This window comes from Metabacillus sp. Hm71, from assembly GCF_051842955.2.
GTDB lineage: Bacteria > Bacillota > Bacilli > Bacillales > Bacillaceae > Metabacillus.
This window is the reverse complement of sequence record NZ_CM200278.1, coordinates 661,211-684,880: the sequence shown is the minus strand read 5'-3', so window position 1 is coordinate 684,880 and position 23,670 is coordinate 661,211. Positions and strand designations below refer to the sequence as shown.

Sequence of the window (23,670 nt, the reverse complement as noted above, 5' to 3'; positions counted from 1 at the left end):
TTTTATTTATGTTTCTTATTAATACGTATAAATATGATATAAGTTTCAAAATTAGATATTAATATTTGCAAAGATGTACCAAAAAAATTCAACTCTAATTAAACTCAGAAAGTAGAATAACTTCAACATAAAAAAGCGTTAATCCTTCTTGGATCAACGCACCTGTTAATGGAAAATAAGAAAGTATCCTATACTTCAGATTGAAAAACTTTCTTGGTGAATTCAATAAAATTGTGATGCACTTAGTACCATGAAATAAGGTACGATTGTTTGTTTCACTTGTTGATTTTGCATCTTATTTCTTCCGAACAGGTATCCAAACTTCACTATAAGCGTAATCTTTTTTATGTTCATTCATTTTAGTAAAAGAAAACGCAGGAGCATTGATTACTTCATAGCCGGAAGAAGGAAGCCATTCTGAATATGTTTTGGCCATCGTTTCTTGCAATGTAGTAGGGAATGGTCCCTCATTCGGAAATATCGCCCAAGTATAGGCATCAACTGGAACTTTGTCTAATTTATCACTTACTTGATTTTTAGTCGTTAAAACGCCTATCAAATGTGTTAACTCACCTTCTTCTTTTAGGAAATTAGCATCAGCCTCATAAGAAGCATTGACAATTTCACATGGCTCTATATTTTGAAGAGAATGCATTTCTTCTTTTTGCTCGTCTGTGATACTTTGTGCAAGCTTTACAATCTCGTTATTAACACCTTCAAATTGCATAGGAACACGTTTACTTACACCAACAATATTAAACGCTGGTTTGTCTTCAATTCTAAATTCCATAGGAATTCCTCCCTTGACGGTTATGGTGAATGAAAGTTTGGGAAATGATTTACTAATGCCTGTTTTTATTACATCTGATGGTAAAAATCCACTCCATTTTTTAAATGCTCTAGTAAAACCATCAATTGACTGATAACCATATTTAAAAGCGACATCCGTTACTGTTTCTCCTTGTAATAAATCCTTATTTGCTTCCGACAATTTTCTATTTTTGATATATTCACTAAGTGTCAATCCTGAAAGATAAAAAAATATCTTTCTAAAGTGATAATCAGAAACCCCAGCATATTCAGAAATTACTTCAAGAGATAGATTATTGGTTAAATGATCTTCAATATAGTCAATTACTTGATTTAATTCGTGCAGCATGATCTCCCTCCTTTCATATCTACATCATACATAAGCTGTTTTAACGATGCTCGACTTTTTTCACACAACATATATCGGATTCCATTATTGACAGCAAATATTCCCTTTTTCTCAAAAATAAAAAAGGCTATCTCCAATAGTAAGTACTTGGGACAGCCTCAAAGTAGCAGTATTAATTTTAAATGCCTTTTTATGAACACATTAATTATTTGGTGAATTTATTGAAAACAATATATCAAACATTCACTGATTTTTCCACATTGGTAATCCCATATTACCTAAACCAATAAATGCTATAATCATACTAATTCCCTGTCTATTAAATTAGTTAGTAAGGCAGCGTTGCATCACAAACCATTTCCCACTCGTGTATTTCAAAATCTCTTGCTTTATGAATGACATAAGGATCTTGTCTTACAATCTCCTCGACTTCTTCAATTGAAGAAACTCGATAAATTACTAGTCCTCCAGAATTGTCACTAAAACGACCATTTGCAAATATTTTCCCTTCCTCGCGCTTCTGTTGTAAGAAATCAAGATGCTGAGCGCGGTATTCTTGACTCTTCTCTAGATTCAACATTGGTAAAAAAACAGCAAAGTACTTCATTTGTCATTCAACCTTTCTGTTTTAAAGTTTAATATAAATAATCTATTGTAAATAAATTAAATACTCGGAGACACTTGACTGCTTCTTCCCTAGTCCATAACATAGGATAAGCTGCAATCAGAACCCTTTTTCTCCTCTAACCTCTTAAATTTAAGAGATTTAGAAAAATGTAAATTTTTTTATATGGTAAATACCATATACATTTAATGTCAACATTTATTTGGTAACGCTTTAATGAAGGAAATATTTAAAATATATTGTATTTATTAATGATGAACTCACTTCGATTTAATAATATATTAGCAAATATTAAACAAACTCTAATAGGGTTAAAAATTGCGTTTAGCCAAAAATAATAGTTTTTACATTTAATGATTGGTCCAGTGTGTAGACAAAGTATCACCACTAACCCTTCAGACTGATTGAAAACGTTTGTCTTTCGAGGCACGAAGCCTTCTTTTTATGGAAAAAGTCGAGGCCTGATCCCCGGCAATGTAACACTTAAATACACAGGGAGTCATAGCTCTGAGATTTTGATGAATGTTAAGCCTTCTCCATATAACCATTCCTTTTTACTCGCAGAATTTACAATGAGATATAAAATATTCCATATGGCGAAAGACGATTTAATAGAAAATAGTAAATGAATATGGTAGGTTTTATGATAAAGAAGGTAAGAAAATAAAAAAATGGAAAGGTTGGATTACGTGAAATATAACTTTGATGAAATTGTCAATCGGAGAGGGACCTTTTCGGTAAAATGGGATGGCGGAGAGTTCCTTAGAGAAATTGGTTTTACTAAAAGATATGATGAAGAGACCTTGCCATTATTTACGGCGGACATGGATTTACCCGTACCCCAAGCCTTGATTGATGCTTTACATAAAACCGTCGATCATAAAATTTTTGGCTATTCAATCTTTCCTAATGAGTACTATGAAGCGATTCAGCATTGGTTTAAAAAGAGACATGATTGGGAGATCAAGAAGGAAGAAATCATCTATAGTCCTGGAACGGTCCATGCATTGAATATTGCCGTAAGAGCTCTTACCAAACCAGGTGATGGAATCATTATCCAACGGCCAGTTTACCCGCCTTTTACTTCTGCGATAGAAGGTAATAGCAGAACAGTAAGGAATAATGCTCTTACATATGATGAGGGTGGGTATTATTCTATCGATTTTGAGGATTTCGAAGCAAAAGCAAAAGAAGAAAAGACGAAAATGTTTATTTTGTGTAACCCTCATAATCCTACAGGAAGAATTTTTAATGTGAATGAGCTCAAGAAATTATCTGATATTTGTGCGGAAAATGGAGTCCTTATCGTAGCGGACGAAATACACGGCGATTTAATTAGACGTGATCAAACCTTTATACCAATCGCAAAAGTTGTGGATAATGCTGATCATATTATCACGTTAACCGCTATTAACAAAACATTTAATGTAGCAGGTCTCCATTGTACAAATGCGGTTATCCCCAATCCAGAGCTAAGAGAAATATTCAGTAAAGAAATGGGCTTTCAATTAGCTTCGCCATTTACAATATCCGCTCTCATAGCAGTATACAATGAAGGGGAAGATTGGTTAGAGCAACTGAAAGAATACATTGACGGCACTATGGAATGGGCTGTCAATTTCTTAGCAGAAAAAATGCCGAAAGTGAAAGTGAGAATTCCAGAAGGAACGTATATCTTGTGGATGGATTTTAGCGAATATGGCATTTCACCAGAAGAAGTCCATGATCGCATCTATAACAAAGCGAATGTACTATTAGAAGATGGCAGTATGTTTGGAGAAGAAGGATTACAACATCAAAGAATTTGTATTCCATCGCCAAGGCCGATAATCAAAGAAGCATTTGAAAGAATCGCTAGAGAATTTGAGGATATCAATTAGTCATGTAGATGAAACCACATTTGGTCTCAATTGTTTTCTTCTTACATGGTAACGGGCTTTTAGACTGTAGACAAATCCAATGAAAAATGGATTTGCCTACAGTTTTTTTAAAGATAAGAAGTATAAAATTTTGTACTTAGTTTTAGTGTCTAGCTCCAGCGCCTAGCCCCTCTAGGGTCTAGCCACTCATGAATTGAAGGCAAAGAACGCCTTCTATTCATGAGCGTCTTATTTGCCCTAGGCTGATCAAGGCGCTTGCGCTTTTCTTATAATTCAGCAAAAGAAACGATCATAATATTTTGTTATATTTTGTTGACTTATAGTAAAATATTAGTATTTGCAATAGGAGGATCATTCTTATGAATATTTTGCTTTTAGGTGCAACTGGACGAGTTGGAAGTCATATCGTTACTTATGCCCTGTATGACAGACATCATGTTACTGTATTAGTTCGTACTCCAGAGAAGATTCAAATAAATCATGAAAATTTAACCATTATTCAAGGGAATGTTTTAAATAAAGATGATATCGTACGTGCCATGCATGGGAGTGATATAGTTATTAGCGCACTAAATACGGATGGCACAACCACTCTATCAGAAAGTATGCCACTTATTATCGAAGCAATGGAAAACGAAGGGATAAAACGAATCATAACGATAGGAACTGCAGGTATCCTGCAAAGTAGAACCACGCCAAATTCTCTGCGTTATCAATCAAGTGAATCAAAGCGAAAGTCAACCCGTGCAGCGAAAGAACATCATAAAGTTTACGATATGCTCAAACAATCAACCCTCGATTGGACGATTGTCTGTCCTACGTATTTGCCTGATGGAGAAAGGGTAGGCAAATATCGAATAGACCGAAATTTTTTGCCGGAGGGCGGAGTTGAAATATCCGTACCGGATACAGCAGAATTTACATTTAGACAGATTAAAACAAGCGATTATATAAAATCACGTGTAGGTATCGCCTACTAATAATAATCTTATACTACTTTCATATTGGATTAAATCGTTTGTTTAAACAGAAAATGAGATGCGGCTGATCGACGATAATAAAGTTGTTTAATTTCAATGCTATAAACTCGTATAACACCGTCCGTAAATGTGGACGGTGTTAAATAAAGTTGTTTAAATTTTATGTAAAACACTTTTTCTATACTAAAAATAAAACAATAAAGTCGTTTAAATCTAAAGGTTATACAACAATCGCGCCCGATTGCGGAATATCGTTATATAAGGTAATAGCACCTACATAAGTTACCCGTTACTTTAATAAGGGTATGGTATTTTTTGATTCATTTTTCTGGTTAGTCTCACATCCCTCTCACGATTGGTTCTGGCTGACCAATGAAATACCGTTCGATACTACATTGCTTGCTACAAGACTTTTATCCTCAAATGTCTTGGAGAGAACAATTAAGGGCGTTGAAAATCCGAATGCGTTACAAGAATCAAGGAATTTGGCTAGCGATTCGGTCGTTTCGGTCAATACCTTCATCAAATAATTATACTCCCCGCTGATTCTGTAAAGATCGACAATCTCAGAGGACGTTTCGCTGAAAGCAAGGAAATCCTTGCAATTATTGGTTTTAAACAAAACGAATGCGGTTGTATGCTTGCCAAGCTTATGTGGAGAAAGCTTGGCCCGATAGCCCGTTATAACCCCTTGCTCCTCCAGCTTCCGAAGTCTCTCAGTTACAGCCGGCTGCGACATCGCGATCATTCGGCTTATCTCGGAAATGGGAATCCGGGCATTATCGTGTAGCACCGACAAGATTTTATAATCAATTTGATCCATAATCATATCACCTCATTTTTTAAAGTTATTAACTTGAAACAAATAAATAATTAAGTTTTTCTCCCCAATACTCCTTAATAATCTTATTTAAATTGTATGTTATCTCTAATAAAATGTCACTAACAAACAGTAAAGGAGAATGAGAAATATGACAAAGACATTAAACGAAACTAGAGCGACTGATGGGTTAAACTTTTTCACGACCGGTGATGGAGTTCGGATTGCTTATCGAATCGATGGATCAGCCAGTAAGCCGGTATTGATGCTTGCGAACTCCATCGCCACCTCGATGAACATGTGGGATGGCCAGCTAGCTGAATTATCAAAGCATTTCCGCGTGCTTCGCTACGACTATCGGGGGCATGGCGACTCGGATACGCCCGCCGGTCCGTATTCGTTCGACAGACTAGGACGGGATGTAATCGAACTGCTTGACGCGCTTCACATCGACCGTGTGCATTTCCTCGGGCTATCACTAGGCGGTGTCATCGGACAGTGGCTCGGCATCTACGCTCCTGAGCGGATCGATCGGCTGATTCTGAGCAATACCTCCTCCTACCTGGGGCCGGCCGAGCAATGGGAGGGCCTAATCGCTTCTGTGCTGCAACCAGAGAACCTGACCGAACTCGCCGATATGTTCATGAAGAACTGGTTCCCTTCGCATATGCTAGAGTCGGAGAACGCGCTCGTCACGTCGTTTCGCAAGATGGTACTTGCTACTCGTGCTCAGGGAATTGCAGGAAGCTGGGCTGCGATCCGTGACATGGATATGCGCCGGACTGTCGCTCTTATCAGCAGTCCGACACTAGTTATTGCTGGCCAGTATGATACAGTGACGCTTCCCAGCCACGGCGAATTGATCGCCGAAACGGTGCCGAACGCGAAGCTCGTCATACTGCCCGCAGTTCACCTGTCGAATGTGGAGTATCAAGCCGAATTCCTGAGCGCCGTGCTCGAATTCCTGCAATCGAAATAAGTAAAAGTGTCCATGTGCGAATGAAATAAGTGGATTCTTCCAAATTGTCCAGTGAAATGAGGATGTCACTTTGACAGATAATTTGCGCATATTTTAAGTGTTATTTTGCACATCCAACTTTTAAAACCCAGCTACCTTCAAACGAGAAGATTAGCTGGGTTTCTTAATTATTTATATCTAGTCATTTATAGAACTATTCCGATCGATTTAGTAAAAAAGTCTGCTCATTATTCAGCAATCGCGCCCGTTTGCTTAAGATATTAATTTAATTGATGATAGCTACCTATTAGCTAGAGTGGAACCCTTATTTTAAATACCAAAAAAATTTTATCACCTTCGTAGCATGTTGTTTGTTAAGGACTATCATTTTGATAAAAGCAATTCTGTTTTATAAAAAGGTTAAAAATCTTTTATTCCAGAGATTCTCATGATGCTCAATGATCGTTTTAGCTCCTAGAAGCTCACTGTTAAGAGTGGTTGTTAAACCCTTTTTCATAAATAATTTATATCCTAATCCATGAGCCATTCTAATAGTTGTATCTACACAATATTCAGTTTGTGCACCACAAATTTCAAGTTTATTTATATTTAATTTGCCAAGTTGTTCATTCAAATCAGTCTTGTAAAATGAGTTTGCATGTGTTTTGTTGATATAGATATCTTTATCTTTAGCATCTAGTTCCGGAAACAGTTTCCATTCCGGAGAATTAAGAACCAAATCACTATCATTATGTTGAACAAAAATTATAGGATTGTTTTTTTCTCTAAATAAACTAATTCTTTGATTAACCCCATTTAATACATTTGTTAAGTTATAAAGTGGAACATTTTCAGGCTGAACACCAATTTGCAAGTCAATAATTACCAATGCGGTATTTTCCATAATTATTATTCTCCTCATACCTTTTGAAATAATTAATTTACTTTACAATATCATAAAAATTTCCCTTATATTCTTTTAGAAAAGATCCTCCACATAATGGCCCTTTTAAATGAATAACATGGCTTACGTTTTTAAACATCTTTATTGTAAATGTAACAATTTTATTTGTATTTAATCAACTTTATTGTCACTTAACAGCGGCAACAATCTCCGCTCTTCAACTAAAGCGTCCCATTCTGTTATATCTAAAATATGAATTAGAGTCTTAAAATCAAAAGGAATGATAAGCAAAGGAGATGTTGTAAAAATTAACATCTCTTTTTTTACTAACCTGTTTCGTTCGTATAAATATGTTTTAGATGGATTTTAAATTTATATAATTACCGATCCATCAGAATTTAAACCAATTTTTATAAGATATTATAGAAAAAAAGGATTAGAATTACCCACAGTACCAGAAACAAAGGTAATTAGTCTAACTAAAAAACAATATTATAAAGTGTAAAATACAATGGGGGTGAAGTCATGTCAGTTGTTAAGGCTACAAGTGCAGATATTAACCTTTTGGCAAGATTACTTAGGGCTGAAGCTGAAGGTGAAGGGATAAAAGGAATGTTACTCGTTGGGAATGTAGGAATTAATCGAGTAAGAGCAAATTGTTCCGACTTTAAAGGGATCCGTACTATCCGGGAAATGATCTTTCAACCACATGCATTTGAAGCCGTTACACATGGTTATTTCTATCAAGGGGCAAGGGAAAAGGAGAAGCGTTTAGCACGTCGAGTGATTAATGGTGAAAGATTTTGGCCTGCAAGATTTAGTTTATGGTATTTTAGACCCCCAGGTGATTGTCCTCCACAGTGGTACAATCAACCTTTTGTGGCTCGTTACAAACTTCACTGTTTTTATGAACCAACAGCTGAAACATGTCAAAATGTTTATAACACGTTTTAACACAATAAGAAGATAGAATTCATCGATCAAGATCGTTTTTTCATTGATTATTGAAACTAAACTTAGTAAACTTACTGATGCTTTCACAGTTGTCTTACATTAAGTCGGCTTTCCTCTGATAAAGGAATTCCGAATAAAAGAAAAATTCCTTTGGAGTATCTACCCACCATATAATTAGCTTGTTTACAGTTTAGTTAATGAAAAATAACAGTCCTTTTCACTATAATAAAACGTAATCGACAGAAGAAAATTAAGTTTAACCCGCCATGGAAAAATTACCTGTCATTGAAGCTTACTTTTTACCAATCCTATTAATGGAGGTGGTAAGCATGACAAATCAAAATCCTATTGAGTATACTAAGAAGGTTCTAGATCAACGAAATGACCTTACTGGGCCAAACGATTCAGGCAAGGCATTATATCCAAAACGACCCAAAGATGTATCGATACAGGAGCCTAAACGAAAATAGATCAGATTCTGCTCCCCAAACGGTGATGCATGTAATCTCCTTAATTGCTTCTAATACTCAATTGTTGGAGAAAAACAATACATAAAAGTTTTATTGTTTTTCTCCCTAATATCTTTTATTTCTACACTACACCTCTGACAAATAAATTTGTTCATGCGGATGGATCATTCAATTGAACCGCTTCTACTTCAATATCAGTTTGGTTAAAATACCCTGCTATTGCCGGAAAACTCTCAAATTCCTTCCTTAGGTCCCGAAACGAAATCACCTCATTTCCCCTTGCAAGTTCGAAATCAAGCAAATATTCGTGGCAATTCAATGGGGCTTGATAAAATGTTTCAGTGTAGAATTGGATGGCCTGTTGCTGGCTTCTAGCAAAAATAAAGACAAAATCATTCTTGTTCATCTTCAGCGAGTAAATGCCAACCTTATGAAAACTTAATACATTCTTTTCAATCAATTCCGCTACTTTCTGATGATCGGCTTGATCAAGGTCTATGCTGAATATACTGTCATCCAATGAAAGTTTCTGCTCTTCTAGTAAATGATAGATGTAATGGGCTAATGTGGATTCTTCTAAACGTATACATTCCAAGTAAAGATCTTTCACAATCACGTGATAACACCTCATTATCAATTTTATCGCCATTCCTCTTTTTTCATAAGTCTATTCAAGGACAAGACTCTATTCCTTTTTCTCTTCAATCTTTCCTGTATACTCGTTATAATTTACTGCGATGGTTCCGACTGGACCATTTCGGTTTTTCGAAACAATGATTTCTAGGGAACGATCCTGAGTTTCCTTGTCATAATAAGCTTCACGATACAAGAACAAAATGACATCGGCGTCCTGTTCCACACTGCCCGATTCCCGAATATCTGACATCATCGGCCGTTTATTGGCTCTTGATTCCACCGATCGATTTAGCTGTGCCAAGCATACGACTGGACAATTAAAATCCTTTGCCATCGTTTTGATCGATTTGGATATTTCCGTCACTTGTAAATGGGCATTCCCTCCGTAAGATTCACTAGAGCGGATAAGTGTTAAGTAATCGATAAAAATGATCGGTTTTTTGTATGGAAATTGATTGATCAATTTTCGCGTTTTTGCTCTCATCTCAGCGATCGTTTGTCCAGCACCATCAAAAATTTGCATATGAGTTTCATTGAGCTCACCAATTACATCTGACCATTTATTCTTTTGATTCTCAGATAGCATTCTTTTCGGATCCCGCATTTTTCTACGGTTGAAGCCCCCCGTTGAGGCAATTAATCGACTTGTTATTAGCTTTTCAGGCATTTCCAAGGAAAAGACAAGCGGCAAATACCCAGCCCACCCCGACATTTTAGCAAAATGAAGCATGACGTCGGTTTTTCCCATTGATGGTCTTGCCGCTACAATCGTCACTTCCCCATCTTGAAAGCCGCCTGTTACTTCGTCGAGCTTTTTAATACCCGTTGTTGCACTTTTCAAGATATTTTGATCTTCCCAAGGGGCCTCAAAGATATTTGTTAACGCTTGTTGTAGGGACGTGTGATCATCCATCTTCGTTTGGTTAATTTTATCCAATTCGGCAATGACCTTTGGAATCTCCCAATCATTATTGGTTGCAACTGTTAAAATGTTTCTCTTTTCCCGATTCTTCCAAAGATCAAGAATGAGCCTCTCGATTCCTTCAAATCTCTCAAGATCAGCAAACGATAACAACTCTGAAAGATAAGACATGCCGCCAAATGAATCAAGGTCGGGTAAAGTTGTCAATGTGATTAAATCAATATTCCTACCCGCACGGTTTAACTCAACCATTCTGCGCATTAATTCTTTATGCCGTGTACTTTCCAGATGTTCAGGTTGAATAACGGTATCCTTGAGCAGGTACTCCGCCTTCATCAAGCTTCCTAAGTACACTTTTTCGGCAATACTCATCACTCTTCACCTGCCGTTAGATCAAGTTCAAATTCACTTGGAATATCTCGTCCACCAGGAAACGATTTGGTTGATTGTTTATGTACACGGTTTTGCTCCTCCTGATAAGCATCAATTTCGTTGGCGGTCAGTAACGATTCATTTTCCCAATTTTTAAGAATGCCAACGACATAGTTCAGCCTTCGCTTGTTATTGGCACATGCAATTGCCATGGCTTTTAAGATCACGTCTTTAGGCTGCAAAAAGCTAGAATCATTCAACCAAGCTAACAGCTGCTCTTTCGCATTCATGTTAGAAAAACCAAATCCATTATTGTCCCAAAACTTAATAATTTCTTGAACGTCTTTCGTTTTTTGATTTTGTGATTGATCCTCGATGTCTGGATTATTCTCTATATTTGGGTTAAAAGCTTTTTCTTTTTGTTGTTGTTTTTGTTTTTCTTTTTCTTCTTCTTTTTCTTTTTGTGCCCGTATCGTATGACGAGACATGAAAGGATTGTCAACTTCATTACATTTCGTATCTGGATATGTATCATCTACAACTTGGTTGCTAACTTCCTTCTCAAGATCTGGTTTGCAAAAAGAATCATATAGGCTGCGAATTTCCTCTTTAAGAATGGTCTCGGACACATATGAAATAAGCGAAGTATCCTCGACTTCTTTTAATTCAGACAGGATACAATCCATGACCGGTTTTCCGCCTTTATGCAGGTTATCCTTCCCCCAGTTTTTAATCGCGAGTTCTCTTGTTTCAGGATTGTAACGAATCAACTTGAGATGCCTGGTGAATCGTTCCATTAACGAATGAACACTCTCAATCGAATAGCCCAAATCAAACGCCATTTGTTTTTTCGTAATTCTATAGATTCCTGTTTGAGTCGTATGTGGATTCGTAAGCAGATAGAGGTAAAAATACTTGTCCTCAGGAGTCATCTCTTCTGAAACAAGCGGATTCTTCCAAAAATCAGTACGCACGATTCGATATTTTGCCATCTTTAACCACTACCTTTCTTCTATGAATATTCTTTTCATAGTATATATAGGGAAAAGTGAAGAGAAGAGTAGCGTCAATTTGATGTTTTTCACAAAATTGTAATATTTTGCGAAAGTTTATTTTTGTGGTACTTAACTCCATTTCCATGCGCTTCAGCATGGATCTGTTGTCATTATAGAAATATGGTTTAATGGATTAAAAGTCGGACGTTATGGGAGGTCAAATATATGAATATAGGTTTTGAGAGGAATTTGATAATTGCAGAGAAAATGAAAAAGGGACTATACCATGCTTCTGATACAGTCCCTATTTTTTATTGGGTAAACCTGGTTTCATACACTGAAGATTTAAGGTTTAAACTGAATAAATAGTTTTTTACTAATAAAGCTTTAATAGAATCATATAATCCTTAACTATTTAACTTCTCACTTTCCGATAACTTATATCCCTTAGGCAACTTGAATCCCCGCTCCTCCATGACCTCACGTAGACGGTCTGGGTAGTCGGTGATGATTCCGTCGACTCCGTCGTCAATTACCTTATTCATTGTGGCCTTATCGTTGATTGTCCACGGAATAACCTTCATGCCGGCCTTATGCGCATCCTCTACCATTTCTCTAGTTACATAAGGGACGTAGTTCTCGTCAGTTATTTTACCGTTTTGCGGAAAGCCATGAACAGGTGAAATTGCGTCGGCGCCAAACGATTTAGCTGCTGCCACAAGATCTCCATCGAAGTCATCAATATCGATTCCACCCAGCCACGGTGAAGCTCCCGGTTGGCCTGGCTGTAAGAATTGCGGACCATTGGTTAGTGCAACGACAGGCAAACGCGGCTCTACCTCTTTCATACGCATGAGTGAGCCCCAGTCGAAGCTTTGAATGGATACGCGGTCAAGCATTCCTGCTTCTCGAACGTGACGAGCGACTATTTGCACGAACTCTTCACGTGGAGCTGTTTCCCACGGTGCTCCTGCCTCTACCTTTGTCTCGATGTTCATCCAAACCTTCTTGGCTTTGTAGCGATTCACAAGGTCGAAAACCTCGCTCAGCAACGGCATTTTAGCACCTGGACTCGATTGCTGTTCTGGGTACTCAGGCTTGGTAGTTGTGCCACAGTCCATCGTACGGATTTGAGCAAGAGTGAGGTCCTTTATGTACTTGCCAACGTAAGGGAACTCTGGATCGCCAGGAAATGCTGGGCTCGTATCCTTACAATTTCTACCTGATATTTTGCGATCATGTGTGACAACTGCCTGGTTGTCCTCTGTAATTTGCACATCAAGCTCAAGCGTGCTCACCCCCATTTCAAGCGCATGTGAGAACGATGCAATGGTAGACTCGACAGTGAGTCCCATTCCCCCGCGATGTGCCTGAAGGTCAAACGTACTCGGACCAAAGCTCCTATCCGACTCCTTATCAGCAGCCAAAGCAGGCTGTACCGAACACATCATAAGTGCAGCAATCGCTGCAGCTAAAATCTTTTTCTTTTTCACCTAATTCACTCCTTTTTGAATCTAGTACTTTATTAGAATAAATAGAAAATGTAAATCCTCATTAACGTAGGTGTTAAGTTAGAATAAAGAAAAAGAAAGGTAAAATTCAACTTTCATAGACAATGTTGGGAAACGAAACTATTTATAGGGAGAAGTTTAATTGTACTATTTAAACCAAATAATTTAATTCTTATTAAGAATAGATAAGTAAAATCATTTATTTGTACAATGAAGTGAAAAAAGGTTTGGATCAACTTGTGCCATAAAATCAAGGTCAATCCCAATTTATTTATTAAAATGATAAATCCTTTAATTGATTTTGAATTTAGGAGTTTCTATCCAATCATTTACCTCAGCAGAAATTTGTATAAGACCGATTTTGAAAAAGCGCAACTCATTGTGAAGAAGTGCTTGTACTAATATTTAATTTTTTAGCAATACCGATAGGTCTTATTTTTTTCAATGAGCACACTCCTATATTTAATAACTGTAACTATATGTAAAGTTTATCAAATTAGGCATTGTAAATTCAGTTGTTTTTACTAAAAACTTTAGAATTGGCTTTAATGTTGTAAGCTTGATTTGTAAGATAAAAAAATATGGAGGGATTCATATGACAACAGTAAATATTCAACCGCAGATGACCATCTATGAGTTAGGAGAAGTACTTTTCACTTATATAAAAGATCACTGGAAGGACGTACTGAACAGGAATATCAAAGAGCTTGAACAGCTATTTCCGGAATATGAAGATGCAACATACGGCATGTATTTAGATAAACTTCTTCCGCCAATTTGGAAACTAATAAAAGAAAATGGATTTCGTTCTACAGAAAAAACGAAAGAGGATGACTTTGTTATTGGAGAGTGTCTACACTTTAGAAATTCAATGGAAAAGGCTAAATGGGGCACACCTCATCATGAAAAGCGCGTGTTTTGGATTGTGATTGAAAATCAATATAAAGAAAAGATAGGAACTCTGCTGTTTGAGCTATCTCATTCACATATTGAGTTTAATTTGCCATCGCCGCCAAGGTTTCTTCCTTTAGAAGAAATGAAACGAGAAGAAATCATTAAAAAAATTATTCAACTAGAAGAGAACTTGTCATGATCAGAGTCTGATTTTCCGAATCCTAAGTTCCTGCCCCTCTTTTATTGTTGCCGGGCCGGAGGATGCCATTTGGTTCGCTGAAGAATGCAATAAGACAGGACTAATTTTATTTTAAAACCTGAAAGGAAGTAGATCTGTATGGAATCAAATAAGCAACATGGGCCAAATCCTAAAGCTAAATATCCGATTGAAGGAAATCATGTTGTGCAATTTATTAAAAATACAACTACTAGACCAAACATTATTGTGGGTGAATACTCATATTACGATGCAAGAAATGGTGAATCCTTTGAAGATCAAGTGTTATATCACTACGAGTTCTTCGGAGACAGACTGATTATAGGGAAATTTTGTGCCATAGCACCCGGTGTAACGTTTATTATGAATGGAGCTAATCATAGAATGGATGGTTTTTCAACCTACCCGTTCAATATTTTCGGACACGGTTGGGAGAAATATACGCCAACGTTAGATCAGTTGCCGTTTAAAGGTGATACCATAATTGGAAATGATGTATGGATTGGGATGGATACTGTCATTATGCCTGGAATAAAAATAGGGAACGGTGCAATTGTAGCAGCCAAATCCGTTATTACGCAAGATGTGGAACCTTACACGATCGTTGGGGGAAATCCTGCAAAGAAACTTAAACATCGTTTCTCAGAAGAAATTATTAACGAATTGCAAGAAATTAAATGGTGGGATTTAGATATTGATATGATTTCTGCTCATATTGATGTGATCGTAAATGGAGATATAGAGAATCTAAGGAATTTAAAAAATAAAATATGACATAGTAACAACTTCCGAGAATACTTTATTACCTGCCGTTATTTTGTTTTTAATGATTACCAAAGGTTTTCAATAAAGGAGGAAATACGAATGGCTCCATTTATCCTATTAATTGGATCATTCTTGATTTTTCGCTTGACCGGTTTTTTCGGACTTTCTTATTTTGATAGTTGGGAAACTTCTTTACGAATCGCTGTTGCTCTAATGTTTTTATTTACGGCATCGGCTCATTGGGGAAAGAGACGTCCAGATCTTATCAAAATGGTGCCTCCAGCTCTGCCAAAACCAGGTCTCATCGTGACCATTACTGGAATATTCGAAATCGCTGGCGCAATAGGTCTGTTGATTCCTATCACTTCAAGTTTTGCTTCAGTCGGTTTGGCATTCTTACTTGTTGTTATGTTCCCAGCTAACATTCGCGCTGCACGAAAAGGGATCACCATTGGCGGAAGACCAAGTACTCCTCTTTTCTCTCGAACGATTTTACAAATCATATTTTTTACAGCTGTTATTTTAGCTCGATAGCAGTTATAGACTATTGTGGACATAAGAGAAATTTGTAAGATGGAAGAATAAATTCCCAACCGCCTGGTTCCCGGCGGTCTTTTTTATGGAGCAGCATCCAATTATAGAATAAAAGGTTTAGATTTATTGAACTATGGTTTCCCGTTAGCAGATTTATTTTTGATGTATATGAAATAGAACATGTTTATTTAAAGGACTATCTTTCTTAACAATCACAAAAGAGCTACATAGTAATAGCTCTTTGTAATTTCCTGACTGATTAATTTTTAGATGTATAGATTACTTGAGTTCCTGCAATGAGATCATGTATAGATCGTTTATCTTTTCTTAATCCAATCATACATGCACTAATAATGAAGGCAATTCCAAGTGTTACAACATAAACAAGCGAAGCTAAAATGTAACGTTTCAATGTTGTATCAATTCCTACTTTTTTGCCATCTGTACGTACAATTTTAATCCCTACCACTCTTTTACCAACTGTAAAACCTGACCATATCACAGGGATAATCAGATAATATAAAAAATTAATGCTATTTACAAATATTTCTGTTGCAATGTCAGATACACCTAGTAACATACAAATAAGATAAAGTGGTATAAGTAATAATCCATCAATAATAATTGATCCTAACCGAATCCAAAATCCTGCTGCTTTGTGTTTCATGTTGTTTATTCAACCTTTCTAATAGTATTGTTCATATTTTAATGTTTTTCCTTAAAATTGCATACAGGAATAATATAACACCCACCTTTTTCATTGGAATTAAATAGGAATCTCTATATGAAATGACTCTATTCTTCTAAAGACCAAGTTCGAAAAGGAGACAACTTACTTAAGGAATACGCCCGATCGTTTAAGAAGTTACAATTACGATCGTGTATTTCCTAATGATATTTATTGTAGTTTATCTTTGAAGTGTGCAATATTATTAATTCCCATTCAAATGATAGATTAGTTGCACAACGCCAGAAGAGAACGTTCTTGTATTAACCATTTTTAAATTTAATCTCTGTTTTATATCGATAAACAACGGTTTTCCTTCTCCCAAAATAACAGGGTGAACAGATAATCTAAATTCATCAACAAGCCCTAATTTGATAAAAGTTGTAATAAGACTTGCTCCACCATATAGCCAGATGTCTTTTCCAGGCTTATTCTTTAATTTATTTACTTCTTCAAGAATATTATCATTTATGAATATTGCTTTATTATCAGTCCCTTTTTGCGTTCTGGAAAACACATATTTTTCTTTACTATGAACTAATTCCCAAATTTCTTTTTCTGTATCAGTATCTTCAATTTCTGGAGTAAATTGTCCCCATAAATCGTAGCTTTTTCTTCCATACAAAATAGTATCAATTTGATTCAAGAAATTAATAAACCCCATCTCAGAGTCCATGATGCACCAATCAACTTCCCCATTTTTCCCTTCAATAAAACCATCTAAAGTAACTGCTAAATCTAAAATTATTCTTCTTGGTCTTGCGTTATTGGACATAATTCTTCCTCCCTTTAATCATTTAGATATTGTTTCTCCCGTCAAGTTTTTTTATATTTTCATTATTTATCTTATTATTCTGTAAAAGAAAAGACCTTCCTTAAAAGCAGCTTGGTGCTAAATCCCCCCCTTATTTCATCATAACCATCTAATTAATACTTCGCACAATCACTAATTCCAGAATAAAAAAGAACGCCTTGTTCTACAAGTGCGCACTTTTCTTAAAGACTGGATATCAAGATAATATGCTTTTTCCTAAATAACCCATTAATAATTATTCCTATTAATTGTAGATAATAACAGAAAAAGAAAAGGATGTTGTAATGTGGAAAAATTAATGGTTAGAGGACTATTTGCATTATGTCTTTTAGGATTCCCCTTTGTAGTAAAAAAGCCAAAATTAAAAGAAATGCTAATTATCTTTTTCTCAAAAGGTATATTGTCTACTCTAATTGATGCATACGTAGTGAATACTAAGAGAATTAGCTATCCAGTTCGTCCATTTCCCAAAATTTTTAGTACAAATATTCTTTACGATATGTTATTTTTTCCTCTTTTAAGTGTTATATGGGTTAAGCAAACTTATAACGATAATATCCCAAAAATTTTATTGAAAAGCCTTACTTGGAGTGTACCAATGAGTATCTTTCAATGGTATTTTGAAAAAAACAGTAAATTATTTAATTGGAAGAAATGGTCAATCTTTCACACATTCGGCAGTATCAATTTTACATTATTTACAATTAGAGCTTTACATTGGTTAGTTAAAAAAATAGAAGAAAATTAAATAAACCAAAATTAAGGTTGATTACATGAAAAAAACAAATAAATTAGAAGCTATACTTTGGAGCATTGCTCTTCCCGGTTTTGGTCAACTTCTTAATGGTCACCTTTTTAAAGGTATTGTTTTTATATTTTTAGAATTACTTATAAACGTAATGAGTTCGTTTAACAAAGCTATCATGTATAGTTTTTTAGGAGAAATAAATGAAGCAACAAAAGTAATTGATTATCAATGGCTGATGTTCTATCCTTGTTTGGCGCTCCTGCCCAAAGAGCCGATAAGTGTCCTGAAACTACAATCGAAAGCCATGTTCCTCTCCGATTTGGTGGCGCAATATCTCCAATGATTACGTATATCATCGGAGTGATTGAAGCAACGGACAAACCAGCTAAAATACGGCTAACAATTAGCCATGAAAATGAAAGAGCAAAAGCAGTTAGTGTGTTAGAAATAGCGAACAATAATAAACCAAACGTAATAATTGTTCTCCGTCCCTTTTTATCTGACAGCCAACCAAAGAATGGCGCCGAAAAGGCATAGGTAACCGCAAAAACAGTTACCATCCATCCAGTCGTCTCTGGACTAACCTTATATGCTTCCGAAATGAACGGTAATAACGGAGACACCACAAATAAGTCAGTACCCATTAGAAATAAAGTGATCCAACCAACACTTAAATTTGCTCTCCCTTGTATCTCCATACATCCCCCATATAACATTATTTTTACATATATATTCACTAGGAGTCATAAAAAAGAAGCGATCTTAATAGAAATCGCCCGTTTCTGATATAAGAAAATTTCATTTATATTAATACCCGTTCTATTAGCTTATGCCCCATATAAAAACATAATTTACTGTTAGGTGTAACCATAGGAATAAAATGAATAAAAATATCTAATTCTAAAAAAAACTGTTCTGTATGGAAGGGTGATAGTGGCTAATGGAAAATCCCAACATCAAGTTATCATCTACAGAGATTGCGAGCTTGTGGAGTACATATATTTACGATAGTGCATCTATTTGTTTTTTTAAGCATTTTTTACAACATCTCAAAGATGAAGAAATCATTCCAATTGTAAATGAGGCTTTAAACTTTTCTCACACGCACATGGAAAAAATGAAAAATATATTTAAAAAAGAAAAGTTTCCGATCCCTCAGGGATTTTCGGACATCGATGTTAACTTTTCAGCACCTGCACTATTTGATGATTTGTATGCGTTAAGTTTTGTATATGGTATGAGCAGAATTGGCTTGTTAAATTACGGAATCCTTACTTCAAACGTTGCACGAGATGATGTACTTGAACTGTTTTCTCAAATTCTTCATTCATCGAATGAACTTTATACGAAGTCAGTACGCTGTATGTTATCAAAAGGTATTTATGACCGCCCCCCCAAAATCCCTTATCCTCAAAAAGTTGAATTTATCGAAAAACAATCTTTCTTGACAGGGTGGTTTGGTGAGCGTAGACCGATAAATTCTATGGAGCTTACCGAGGTTTTTTTTAATATTGAAAGAAATTATTTTGGAATACTCTTATTATATGGCTTAATTCAAGTGGTGGACGATAAAGAAATCAAACAGTACCTAAAAAGAGGAAAGGATTTAGCTAATAAGCAAATTAATTATTTGAACAACCTTTTGAAAGAAGAAGATTTGTTGGGGACGGTTCCTGTTGAAATGGAGGTGACAGACTCAAAGGTATCTCCATTTTCAGAAAAATTAATCATGTTTTTGATTACTACACTAAATGCTACGAGTTTTACGTATTTTGGACATGCTTTGTCTGTTTCAATGAGAAGAGATTTAACTGCTAATTATTCCAAAATCTTGACTGAAGTAATGGCATATGCGGAAGATGGATTTAACATAATGGTTGACAGAGGTTGGATGGAAAAACCCCCTGGAGCATTTCAAAGACCTTGAATTTCATTGACCCTAACTTAACAGCACTATAACAAAAACGCCAAAACCATTGATCAAGGGATTGGCGTTTGTTTATTTATTATCATTTATTCAGAGTATTCATCATCGCTTGTGAATCAGCGTTTTCTCTTTTTTCAGATTCTATTAGCTACATGATAATTGAGGTTTTATCCAATCACTTACTCAACAATATGGCCAGATCGTTGAACAAGATCCTATAATAACTAGTTCACACAAGCGATGAACAGATCGATCCTTTTAACTGTGCAAATTCTTTTATGGTTAGCTCGTTCTTACGTCGTGCCATATTTCTACGCCCCCTTTCGCTTTAAAGTGGACTCTGTACTATGCACACGATTCAGTACATTCTATTTTTTTCGTAATATCTTGTGTAATTAAACGTGAAAAAACGACCAGGCATAATCGCCAGATCGTTGATAAATCAGTATTTGCGCTTTAAATTCAGATACCAGTGGTCGGGGTCGAACCGACACTCCCGAAGGAACACGATTTTGAGTCGTGCTTGAAGGTCTGAACCCTTGAACCATTGGTATTATGCCATTTTTAACGTTTCTTAAAAAATACATCATACGACCTGTCAATTTATGTTCCTATTTTAACTTAGCTAGAAATCAATAGCAAGAAAAACACACGTTAAAATACTGTCAATTAACAACATCTTTTTCATTTTTACAGGGTACTGTTTTGTAACTCTGAATGCAGTAGCGGAAGAGCTATTAGATGATTCTATATATGTATTTTAATCTATGGTGATAAGCACCGCCGATACACTAAAAGACACCATTTTTTACGTGCTACAATGCTTTCTCATATTAGTTAGGACGTAATAACATAGACTAACACACCTTAGTTGGTGGTATTCAATCTCAAAGTCTCATTTCTTCATCATTTTTTATATTCGAACCTGTTTTTGCATTTCCACTAGCGTCTATACTATAAAAGCTAATTATTTTTTGGTATTTCTCACTAACCTTTTTAACTTCTTCATGGAATTTCTTTGAGTTATTATAAGTTGATCTTGAATAACAAATGAGAACAAAAATACCATACTCAATTTCTTGACTTATAAGATAAATTGGCAATTGATAATTAATACCTTCGACTATGTTTCTGTTACTATCTAACTTAAATTCAAGTAATGCTTGATACTCTCTCCCATGGGATAGGTGAAAATCAACTACCCCTCTTCCAGTATCTAACTCACGCTGTATAACTATATTGTAAGGTTTTAGAAATTCATTTGCATACATATGAAAAATCACTTGTACACCTTTTTCGTCCATCTCTCCAAGTTTATTATTTAATGCAGTGTTTAACTTATTATGAACGACATAATGATTAAATCGTTTAATAAGTTTATCAACTATTTCATAGAAGGTTTCTTTATCAATTATGCTTCCTTTAACTTTTTCAATTTCTGTATCTTCTTTTTGCACATCATTCTTAATGTTCTCATACTCCAGTAAAATGTCTTCTGGCATCAAATCTGTAAAATACTCTAAATCAATATGCAAAAAGTCATTTACAAGTTTAGGGTTAGTTTTATATAGTTCAAAAATTTCACCGATATCAAGAAAATCAATATCTTCAAAACATATTCCTTTTAAGTCGTTTGGGGTTCTAATTATGCATAATACTTTTAACTCGGCAAAATCCAGTTGTCCATCACCAATTTGTGAATAAAATAATTTAACTGATTCCTTTAAACAAAATCCATCCTCTGAGCTTTCATATACAAAATGTAATATTTGATACAAAACGTATTCCTCAAAAGGAGAAAGTTCATGAACAAAATTATCATTTATATCTCTATAAATTTTATTTAATACTTTCATCCCAAACTCTTCATTATCTTGTCTATGAGGAGGAAAGACAGAACCCAAAATTTCTTCGTATTCAAGGTTACTTCCAACCTCAAGGAAATGCTGGACAATTATGTCCAAAAGATTATGTATTATTTTAGTAAAACCTTTTGAACTCCCGCTACAAATCTTAAGCATACATATCCTCCCAACTGTCCTTTATTAATTTCTTAAAATATAGGTAATAATATCACTTCAGAGTTTGGGAGCGGTGGAACATTAGCATTTTTGATATCTAGAACGGATTGGATCTTGCCCATTTTACAACTGCTTTTTCAAGCGGATCTAACCTAGATTCTAGGGATTGATACCAATGCTTTCTCTCATCTGTTGGTAGGCAACTACCTCCAGCAATAATTGCTCGCCTTAACCAGGTATTAAAATCAAAAAGGTACCTCTTCTTTGAGCGAAACCAATGCTCTTGATTCGCCCTCCCTAGTGATAAAATAATCTTTCTCCGAGAATATGAGTCTTCAAATTTGTTATAAAGCTCAACAAATCTATCAATATTATTCCACTCAGTATCTTCGATAAATAAAGATAATACCCACTGTCTATGAAATTCTAAATGTGAAACTATTGAATCTGAAGATAATAGGTTTAACAACCTTTCACCTAAATTATGTCTATCGTCTTCTTCTAAATTATTTAATGAAGCTATATATTTAACAACATCCTTAAAAACAGGATAGAATTTGTCTACATTTTCTAAAATCATTTCAACAACATTATACTCAAGTTGTGCTAATCTTCTTAGTATAAACTTTGTTATAGGTATATCTAATTCATCGGATGAAATTTGCTCTTGTAGTATCTCCTCCAGGTTAAGATTGACAATTTCCTCTTGAACAGAAGGTTCCAAATCGTCAAAATCAATAGGATCATAAGGATTGTCAAGACCAATTTTGGAAATTATTTCATAAAATCGATTAGATAATGTATCAAGTTCATGATGTTCAACACCTCGTAAATAATGTTCATTGAATTGCTCTACAGTTATTATTTTTGTTTTACTTTGTTGTAATGTTAAACCATGATTTTCAAATAAGTCATGTGCTAGTAAAGCTAACGTTTCATGAGCGTCCCTGTAGGATGTACAAAAGATTCTAAAATCATCACTATAACGGACATAGGTTTTACCTTCAGAAAGTAGTATCCGATCAACATCATCAATCGCTATCTCTGAAAGTAAATTTGAAGCAGAAGGACCTATAGGTATACCATATGAAAAATGCTCATTCCACTGTGACATAATATTTATTAATGCTTTAGCGTGATTTGTTTTTGTTGTTGCACTCCTCAGAGCATTTTCTAGCCTATGGGAATATAGTTTGGCAAAGAAATCAGAAATATCAGCTATTATTACATAAGAAAATTGTTCTGTTTCTACATGTTCTCTTGCTGTACTCGTAAATGTCCCAAAATTTTTAGTTTCATCGAAAAACTTTCCATTTCTATCGGGGTTAAATCTATATGAATGAACAATGTTTCTTTCAGTAGATACTCGTCTATTTTCAATATCTGTACCAATCTCATAAACTAGAGCCGTATAAATCAGATAATCAATAGGATCTAATTGAGTAGAAATTCTAAAGCCGAATCGATTTTTAGGAGTTAAAGAACGACGGAATGGTCTAGTGGTCCATTCTAGTACATTAACATCCTGTAGCCAACTTATAATATTCTCCCAATCATGTTTAATAGCTTCAAATTCAAAAGGTACAGGAAAGATATCAGTATCTCCATATTCTAACGCATGATTTAATGCCCACTCTAAGCTTCTGGGTTGAAGTTTTAACATTATATACACCACCTATTTATTAAATAAATTTCCATAATGAAACAATTTTACCATAAGAATAGTACTTTTTATATTTTGAAATCATAAAAATAGGTCCTTTTCATTTTCCATAACAAAAACACACGTGAAAAATATGTCTATTGACCTGTTTTTTTGCTCTTTTCACACGTGAAA

Annotated in this window: 23 protein-coding genes and 1 pseudogene; 11 read left to right on the top strand and 13 right to left on the bottom strand. The window is 35.2% G+C overall.

The features are described 5' to 3' along the window. Positions 1-295: 295 nt before the first annotated feature. Together ACSVDH_RS03515 and ACSVDH_RS03510 are read right to left on the bottom strand one after the other, a co-directional pair. A complete protein-coding gene (locus tag ACSVDH_RS03515; protein WP_439253377.1) occupies positions 296-1,159 on the bottom strand; it encodes an AraC family transcriptional regulator in 864 nt (287 codons plus the stop codon). A gap of 328 nt (positions 1,160-1,487) precedes the next feature. Beyond that, a complete protein-coding gene (locus tag ACSVDH_RS03510) occupies positions 1,488-1,766 on the bottom strand; it encodes a YciI family protein (RefSeq protein WP_439253378.1) in 279 nt (92 codons plus the stop codon). Positions 1,767-2,473: 707 nt separating this feature from the next. Between ACSVDH_RS03510 and ACSVDH_RS03505 the strand changes: the two genes are divergently transcribed. Beyond that, positions 2,474-3,664: a MalY/PatB family protein gene (locus ACSVDH_RS03505; protein ID WP_439253379.1), complete on the top strand. Its 1,191-nt coding sequence runs from the start codon at positions 2,474-2,476 to the stop codon at positions 3,662-3,664. Positions 3,665-4,023: 359 nt separating this feature from the next. Continuing rightward, entirely contained in the window at positions 4,024-4,644 is a 621-nt protein-coding gene (locus ACSVDH_RS03500) for an NAD(P)-dependent oxidoreductase (RefSeq protein ID WP_439253380.1), read from the top strand. A 349-nt stretch (positions 4,645-4,993) separates the two neighbouring features. Here the strand turns inward: ACSVDH_RS03500 and ACSVDH_RS03495 are convergent, their stop codons facing one another. After that, the gene (locus ACSVDH_RS03495) at positions 4,994-5,467 is read right to left on the bottom strand and encodes an Lrp/AsnC family transcriptional regulator (RefSeq protein WP_439253381.1); all 474 of its coding nucleotides are present in this window, start codon (positions 5,465-5,467) and stop codon (positions 4,994-4,996) included. Between the two features lie 148 nt (positions 5,468-5,615). On the opposite strand from ACSVDH_RS03495, the gene ACSVDH_RS03490 reads away from it, so the two are divergent. After that, a complete protein-coding gene (locus tag ACSVDH_RS03490) occupies positions 5,616-6,443 on the top strand; it encodes an alpha/beta fold hydrolase (protein WP_439253382.1) in 828 nt (275 codons plus the stop codon). Between the two features lie 388 nt (positions 6,444-6,831). Here ACSVDH_RS03490 and ACSVDH_RS03485 read toward each other — a convergent pair whose 3' ends face one another. Then, the gene (locus ACSVDH_RS03485; RefSeq protein ID WP_439253384.1) at positions 6,832-7,326 is read right to left on the bottom strand and encodes a cysteine hydrolase family protein; all 495 of its coding nucleotides are present in this window, start codon (positions 7,324-7,326) and stop codon (positions 6,832-6,834) included. A 525-nt stretch (positions 7,327-7,851) separates the two neighbouring features. Between ACSVDH_RS03485 and ACSVDH_RS03480 the strand changes: the two genes are divergently transcribed. Beyond that, positions 7,852-8,280, top strand: a complete 429-nt coding sequence (locus ACSVDH_RS03480; RefSeq protein ID WP_439253386.1) for a cell wall hydrolase — start codon at positions 7,852-7,854, stop codon at positions 8,278-8,280. Positions 8,281-8,609: 329 nt separating this feature from the next. Then, positions 8,610-8,750, top strand: coding sequence for a hypothetical protein (locus ACSVDH_RS03475; protein ID WP_439253387.1), 141 nt, complete (start codon positions 8,610-8,612; stop codon positions 8,748-8,750). Positions 8,751-8,901: 151 nt separating this feature from the next. Here the strand turns inward: ACSVDH_RS03475 and ACSVDH_RS03470 are convergent, their stop codons facing one another. The 4 genes from ACSVDH_RS03470 to ACSVDH_RS03455 all read right to left on the bottom strand — a co-directional run bounded on the left by ACSVDH_RS03470 (position 8,902) and on the right by ACSVDH_RS03455 (position 13,168). Continuing rightward, positions 8,902-9,366 (bottom strand): hypothetical protein, encoded by a 465-nt coding sequence (locus ACSVDH_RS03470; protein WP_439253388.1) that lies wholly within the window; start codon positions 9,364-9,366, stop codon positions 8,902-8,904. 69 nt (positions 9,367-9,435) lie between these two features. Continuing rightward, positions 9,436-10,680 carry a replicative DNA helicase gene (locus tag ACSVDH_RS03465; protein ID WP_439253389.1) on the bottom strand — a complete coding sequence of 415 codons (1,245 nt, stop codon included), beginning with the start codon at positions 10,678-10,680 and terminating at the stop codon, positions 9,436-9,438. After that, the gene (locus ACSVDH_RS03460) at positions 10,680-11,672 is read right to left on the bottom strand and encodes a DnaD domain-containing protein (RefSeq protein ID WP_439253390.1); all 993 of its coding nucleotides are present in this window, start codon (positions 11,670-11,672) and stop codon (positions 10,680-10,682) included. Before ACSVDH_RS03460 ends, ACSVDH_RS03465 begins: the two co-directional genes overlap by 1 nt. 410 nt (positions 11,673-12,082) lie before the next feature. After that, positions 12,083-13,168 (bottom strand): glycerophosphodiester phosphodiesterase, encoded by a 1,086-nt coding sequence (locus ACSVDH_RS03455; RefSeq protein WP_439253392.1) that lies wholly within the window; start codon positions 13,166-13,168, stop codon positions 12,083-12,085. Between the two features lie 613 nt (positions 13,169-13,781). On the opposite strand from ACSVDH_RS03455, the gene ACSVDH_RS03450 reads away from it, so the two are divergent. From ACSVDH_RS03450 to ACSVDH_RS03440, 3 genes are all read left to right on the top strand, one after another. Then, a complete protein-coding gene (locus tag ACSVDH_RS03450) occupies positions 13,782-14,279 on the top strand; it encodes a DUF6022 family protein (protein ID WP_439253393.1) in 498 nt (165 codons plus the stop codon). Between the two features lie 138 nt (positions 14,280-14,417). Continuing rightward, positions 14,418-15,071, top strand: coding sequence for a Vat family streptogramin A O-acetyltransferase (locus ACSVDH_RS03445; RefSeq protein WP_439253394.1), 654 nt, complete (start codon positions 14,418-14,420; stop codon positions 15,069-15,071). Between the two features lie 90 nt (positions 15,072-15,161). Beyond that, the gene (locus tag ACSVDH_RS03440) at positions 15,162-15,596 is read left to right on the top strand and encodes a DoxX family protein (protein WP_439253395.1); all 435 of its coding nucleotides are present in this window, start codon (positions 15,162-15,164) and stop codon (positions 15,594-15,596) included. 259 nt (positions 15,597-15,855) lie between these two features. Here ACSVDH_RS03440 and ACSVDH_RS03435 read toward each other — a convergent pair whose 3' ends face one another. Together ACSVDH_RS03435 and ACSVDH_RS03430 are read right to left on the bottom strand one after the other, a co-directional pair. Then, positions 15,856-16,263, bottom strand: coding sequence for an RDD family protein (locus ACSVDH_RS03435; protein WP_439253396.1), 408 nt, complete (start codon positions 16,261-16,263; stop codon positions 15,856-15,858). Between the two features lie 265 nt (positions 16,264-16,528). Next, positions 16,529-17,098, bottom strand: coding sequence for a dihydrofolate reductase family protein (locus tag ACSVDH_RS03430; protein ID WP_439253398.1), 570 nt, complete (start codon positions 17,096-17,098; stop codon positions 16,529-16,531). A gap of 325 nt (positions 17,099-17,423) precedes the next feature. Between ACSVDH_RS03430 and ACSVDH_RS03425 the strand changes: the two genes are divergently transcribed. Both ACSVDH_RS03425 and ACSVDH_RS03420 read left to right on the top strand, forming a co-directional pair. Next, a complete protein-coding gene (locus tag ACSVDH_RS03425; RefSeq protein WP_439253399.1) occupies positions 17,424-17,885 on the top strand; it encodes a CBO0543 family protein in 462 nt (153 codons plus the stop codon). Positions 17,886-17,910: 25 nt separating this feature from the next. Beyond that, positions 17,911-18,138: pseudogene (locus tag ACSVDH_RS03420) on the top strand (hypothetical protein); the annotation flags it as partial. Here ACSVDH_RS03420 and ACSVDH_RS03415 read toward each other — a convergent pair. After that, positions 18,059-18,529 carry an MFS transporter gene (locus tag ACSVDH_RS03415; protein WP_518618270.1) on the bottom strand — a complete coding sequence of 157 codons (471 nt, stop codon included), beginning with the start codon at positions 18,527-18,529 and terminating at the stop codon, positions 18,059-18,061. The pseudogene ACSVDH_RS03420 and the gene ACSVDH_RS03415 overlap by 80 nt on opposite strands. 296 nt (positions 18,530-18,825) lie before the next feature. On the opposite strand from ACSVDH_RS03415, the gene ACSVDH_RS03410 reads away from it, so the two are divergent. After that, positions 18,826-19,812: a DUF3231 family protein gene (locus ACSVDH_RS03410; RefSeq protein WP_439253402.1), complete on the top strand. Its 987-nt coding sequence runs from the start codon at positions 18,826-18,828 to the stop codon at positions 19,810-19,812. Between the two features lie 887 nt (positions 19,813-20,699). On the opposite strand, the gene ACSVDH_RS03405 is transcribed toward ACSVDH_RS03410, so the two are convergent. Then, the gene (locus tag ACSVDH_RS03405) at positions 20,700-21,833 is read right to left on the bottom strand and encodes a DUF8371 domain-containing protein (RefSeq protein WP_439253403.1); all 1,134 of its coding nucleotides are present in this window, start codon (positions 21,831-21,833) and stop codon (positions 20,700-20,702) included. Positions 21,834-21,930: 97 nt separating this feature from the next. Continuing rightward, positions 21,931-23,496, bottom strand: a complete 1,566-nt coding sequence (locus ACSVDH_RS03400) for an RNA-directed DNA polymerase (protein ID WP_439253405.1) — start codon at positions 23,494-23,496, stop codon at positions 21,931-21,933. Positions 23,497-23,670 lie beyond the last annotated feature (174 nt).

Bases quoted from the DNA above. Each gene is read 5' to 3' on its own strand.
- ACSVDH_RS03515 (WP_439253377.1), bottom strand. From the start codon at position 1,159: ATGCTGCACGAATTAAATCAAGTAATTGACTATATTGAAGATCATTTA.
- ACSVDH_RS03460 (WP_439253390.1), bottom strand. From the start codon at position 11,672: ATGGCAAAATATCGAATCGTGCGTACTGATTTTTGGAAGAATCCGCTT.
- ACSVDH_RS03495 (WP_439253381.1), bottom strand. From the start codon at position 5,467: ATGGATCAAATTGATTATAAAATCTTGTCGGTGCTACACGATAATGCC.
- ACSVDH_RS03405 (WP_439253403.1), bottom strand. From the start codon at position 21,833: ATGCTTAAGATTTGTAGCGGGAGTTCAAAAGGTTTTACTAAAATAATA.
- ACSVDH_RS03445 (WP_439253394.1), top strand. From the start codon at position 14,418: ATGGAATCAAATAAGCAACATGGGCCAAATCCTAAAGCTAAATATCCG.
- ACSVDH_RS03465 (WP_439253389.1), bottom strand. From the start codon at position 10,680: ATGAGTATTGCCGAAAAAGTGTACTTAGGAAGCTTGATGAAGGCGGAG.
- ACSVDH_RS03430 (WP_439253398.1), bottom strand. From the start codon at position 17,098: ATGTCCAATAACGCAAGACCAAGAAGAATAATTTTAGATTTAGCAGTT.
- ACSVDH_RS03440 (WP_439253395.1), top strand. From the start codon at position 15,162: ATGGCTCCATTTATCCTATTAATTGGATCATTCTTGATTTTTCGCTTG.
- ACSVDH_RS03415 (WP_518618270.1), bottom strand. From the start codon at position 18,529: ATGGGTACTGACTTATTTGTGGTGTCTCCGTTATTACCGTTCATTTCG.
- ACSVDH_RS03480 (WP_439253386.1), top strand. From the start codon at position 7,852: ATGTCAGTTGTTAAGGCTACAAGTGCAGATATTAACCTTTTGGCAAGA.
- ACSVDH_RS03400 (WP_439253405.1), bottom strand. From the start codon at position 23,496: ATGTTAAAACTTCAACCCAGAAGCTTAGAGTGGGCATTAAATCATGCG.
- ACSVDH_RS03510 (WP_439253378.1), bottom strand. From the start codon at position 1,766: ATGAAGTACTTTGCTGTTTTTTTACCAATGTTGAATCTAGAGAAGAGT.
- ACSVDH_RS03490 (WP_439253382.1), top strand. From the start codon at position 5,616: ATGACAAAGACATTAAACGAAACTAGAGCGACTGATGGGTTAAACTTT.
- ACSVDH_RS03500 (WP_439253380.1), top strand. From the start codon at position 4,024: ATGAATATTTTGCTTTTAGGTGCAACTGGACGAGTTGGAAGTCATATC.
- ACSVDH_RS03485 (WP_439253384.1), bottom strand. From the start codon at position 7,326: ATGGAAAATACCGCATTGGTAATTATTGACTTGCAAATTGGTGTTCAG.
- ACSVDH_RS03450 (WP_439253393.1), top strand. From the start codon at position 13,782: ATGACAACAGTAAATATTCAACCGCAGATGACCATCTATGAGTTAGGA.
- ACSVDH_RS03435 (WP_439253396.1), bottom strand. From the start codon at position 16,263: ATGAAACACAAAGCAGCAGGATTTTGGATTCGGTTAGGATCAATTATT.
- ACSVDH_RS03475 (WP_439253387.1), top strand. From the start codon at position 8,610: ATGACAAATCAAAATCCTATTGAGTATACTAAGAAGGTTCTAGATCAA.
- ACSVDH_RS03410 (WP_439253402.1), top strand. From the start codon at position 18,826: ATGGAAAATCCCAACATCAAGTTATCATCTACAGAGATTGCGAGCTTG.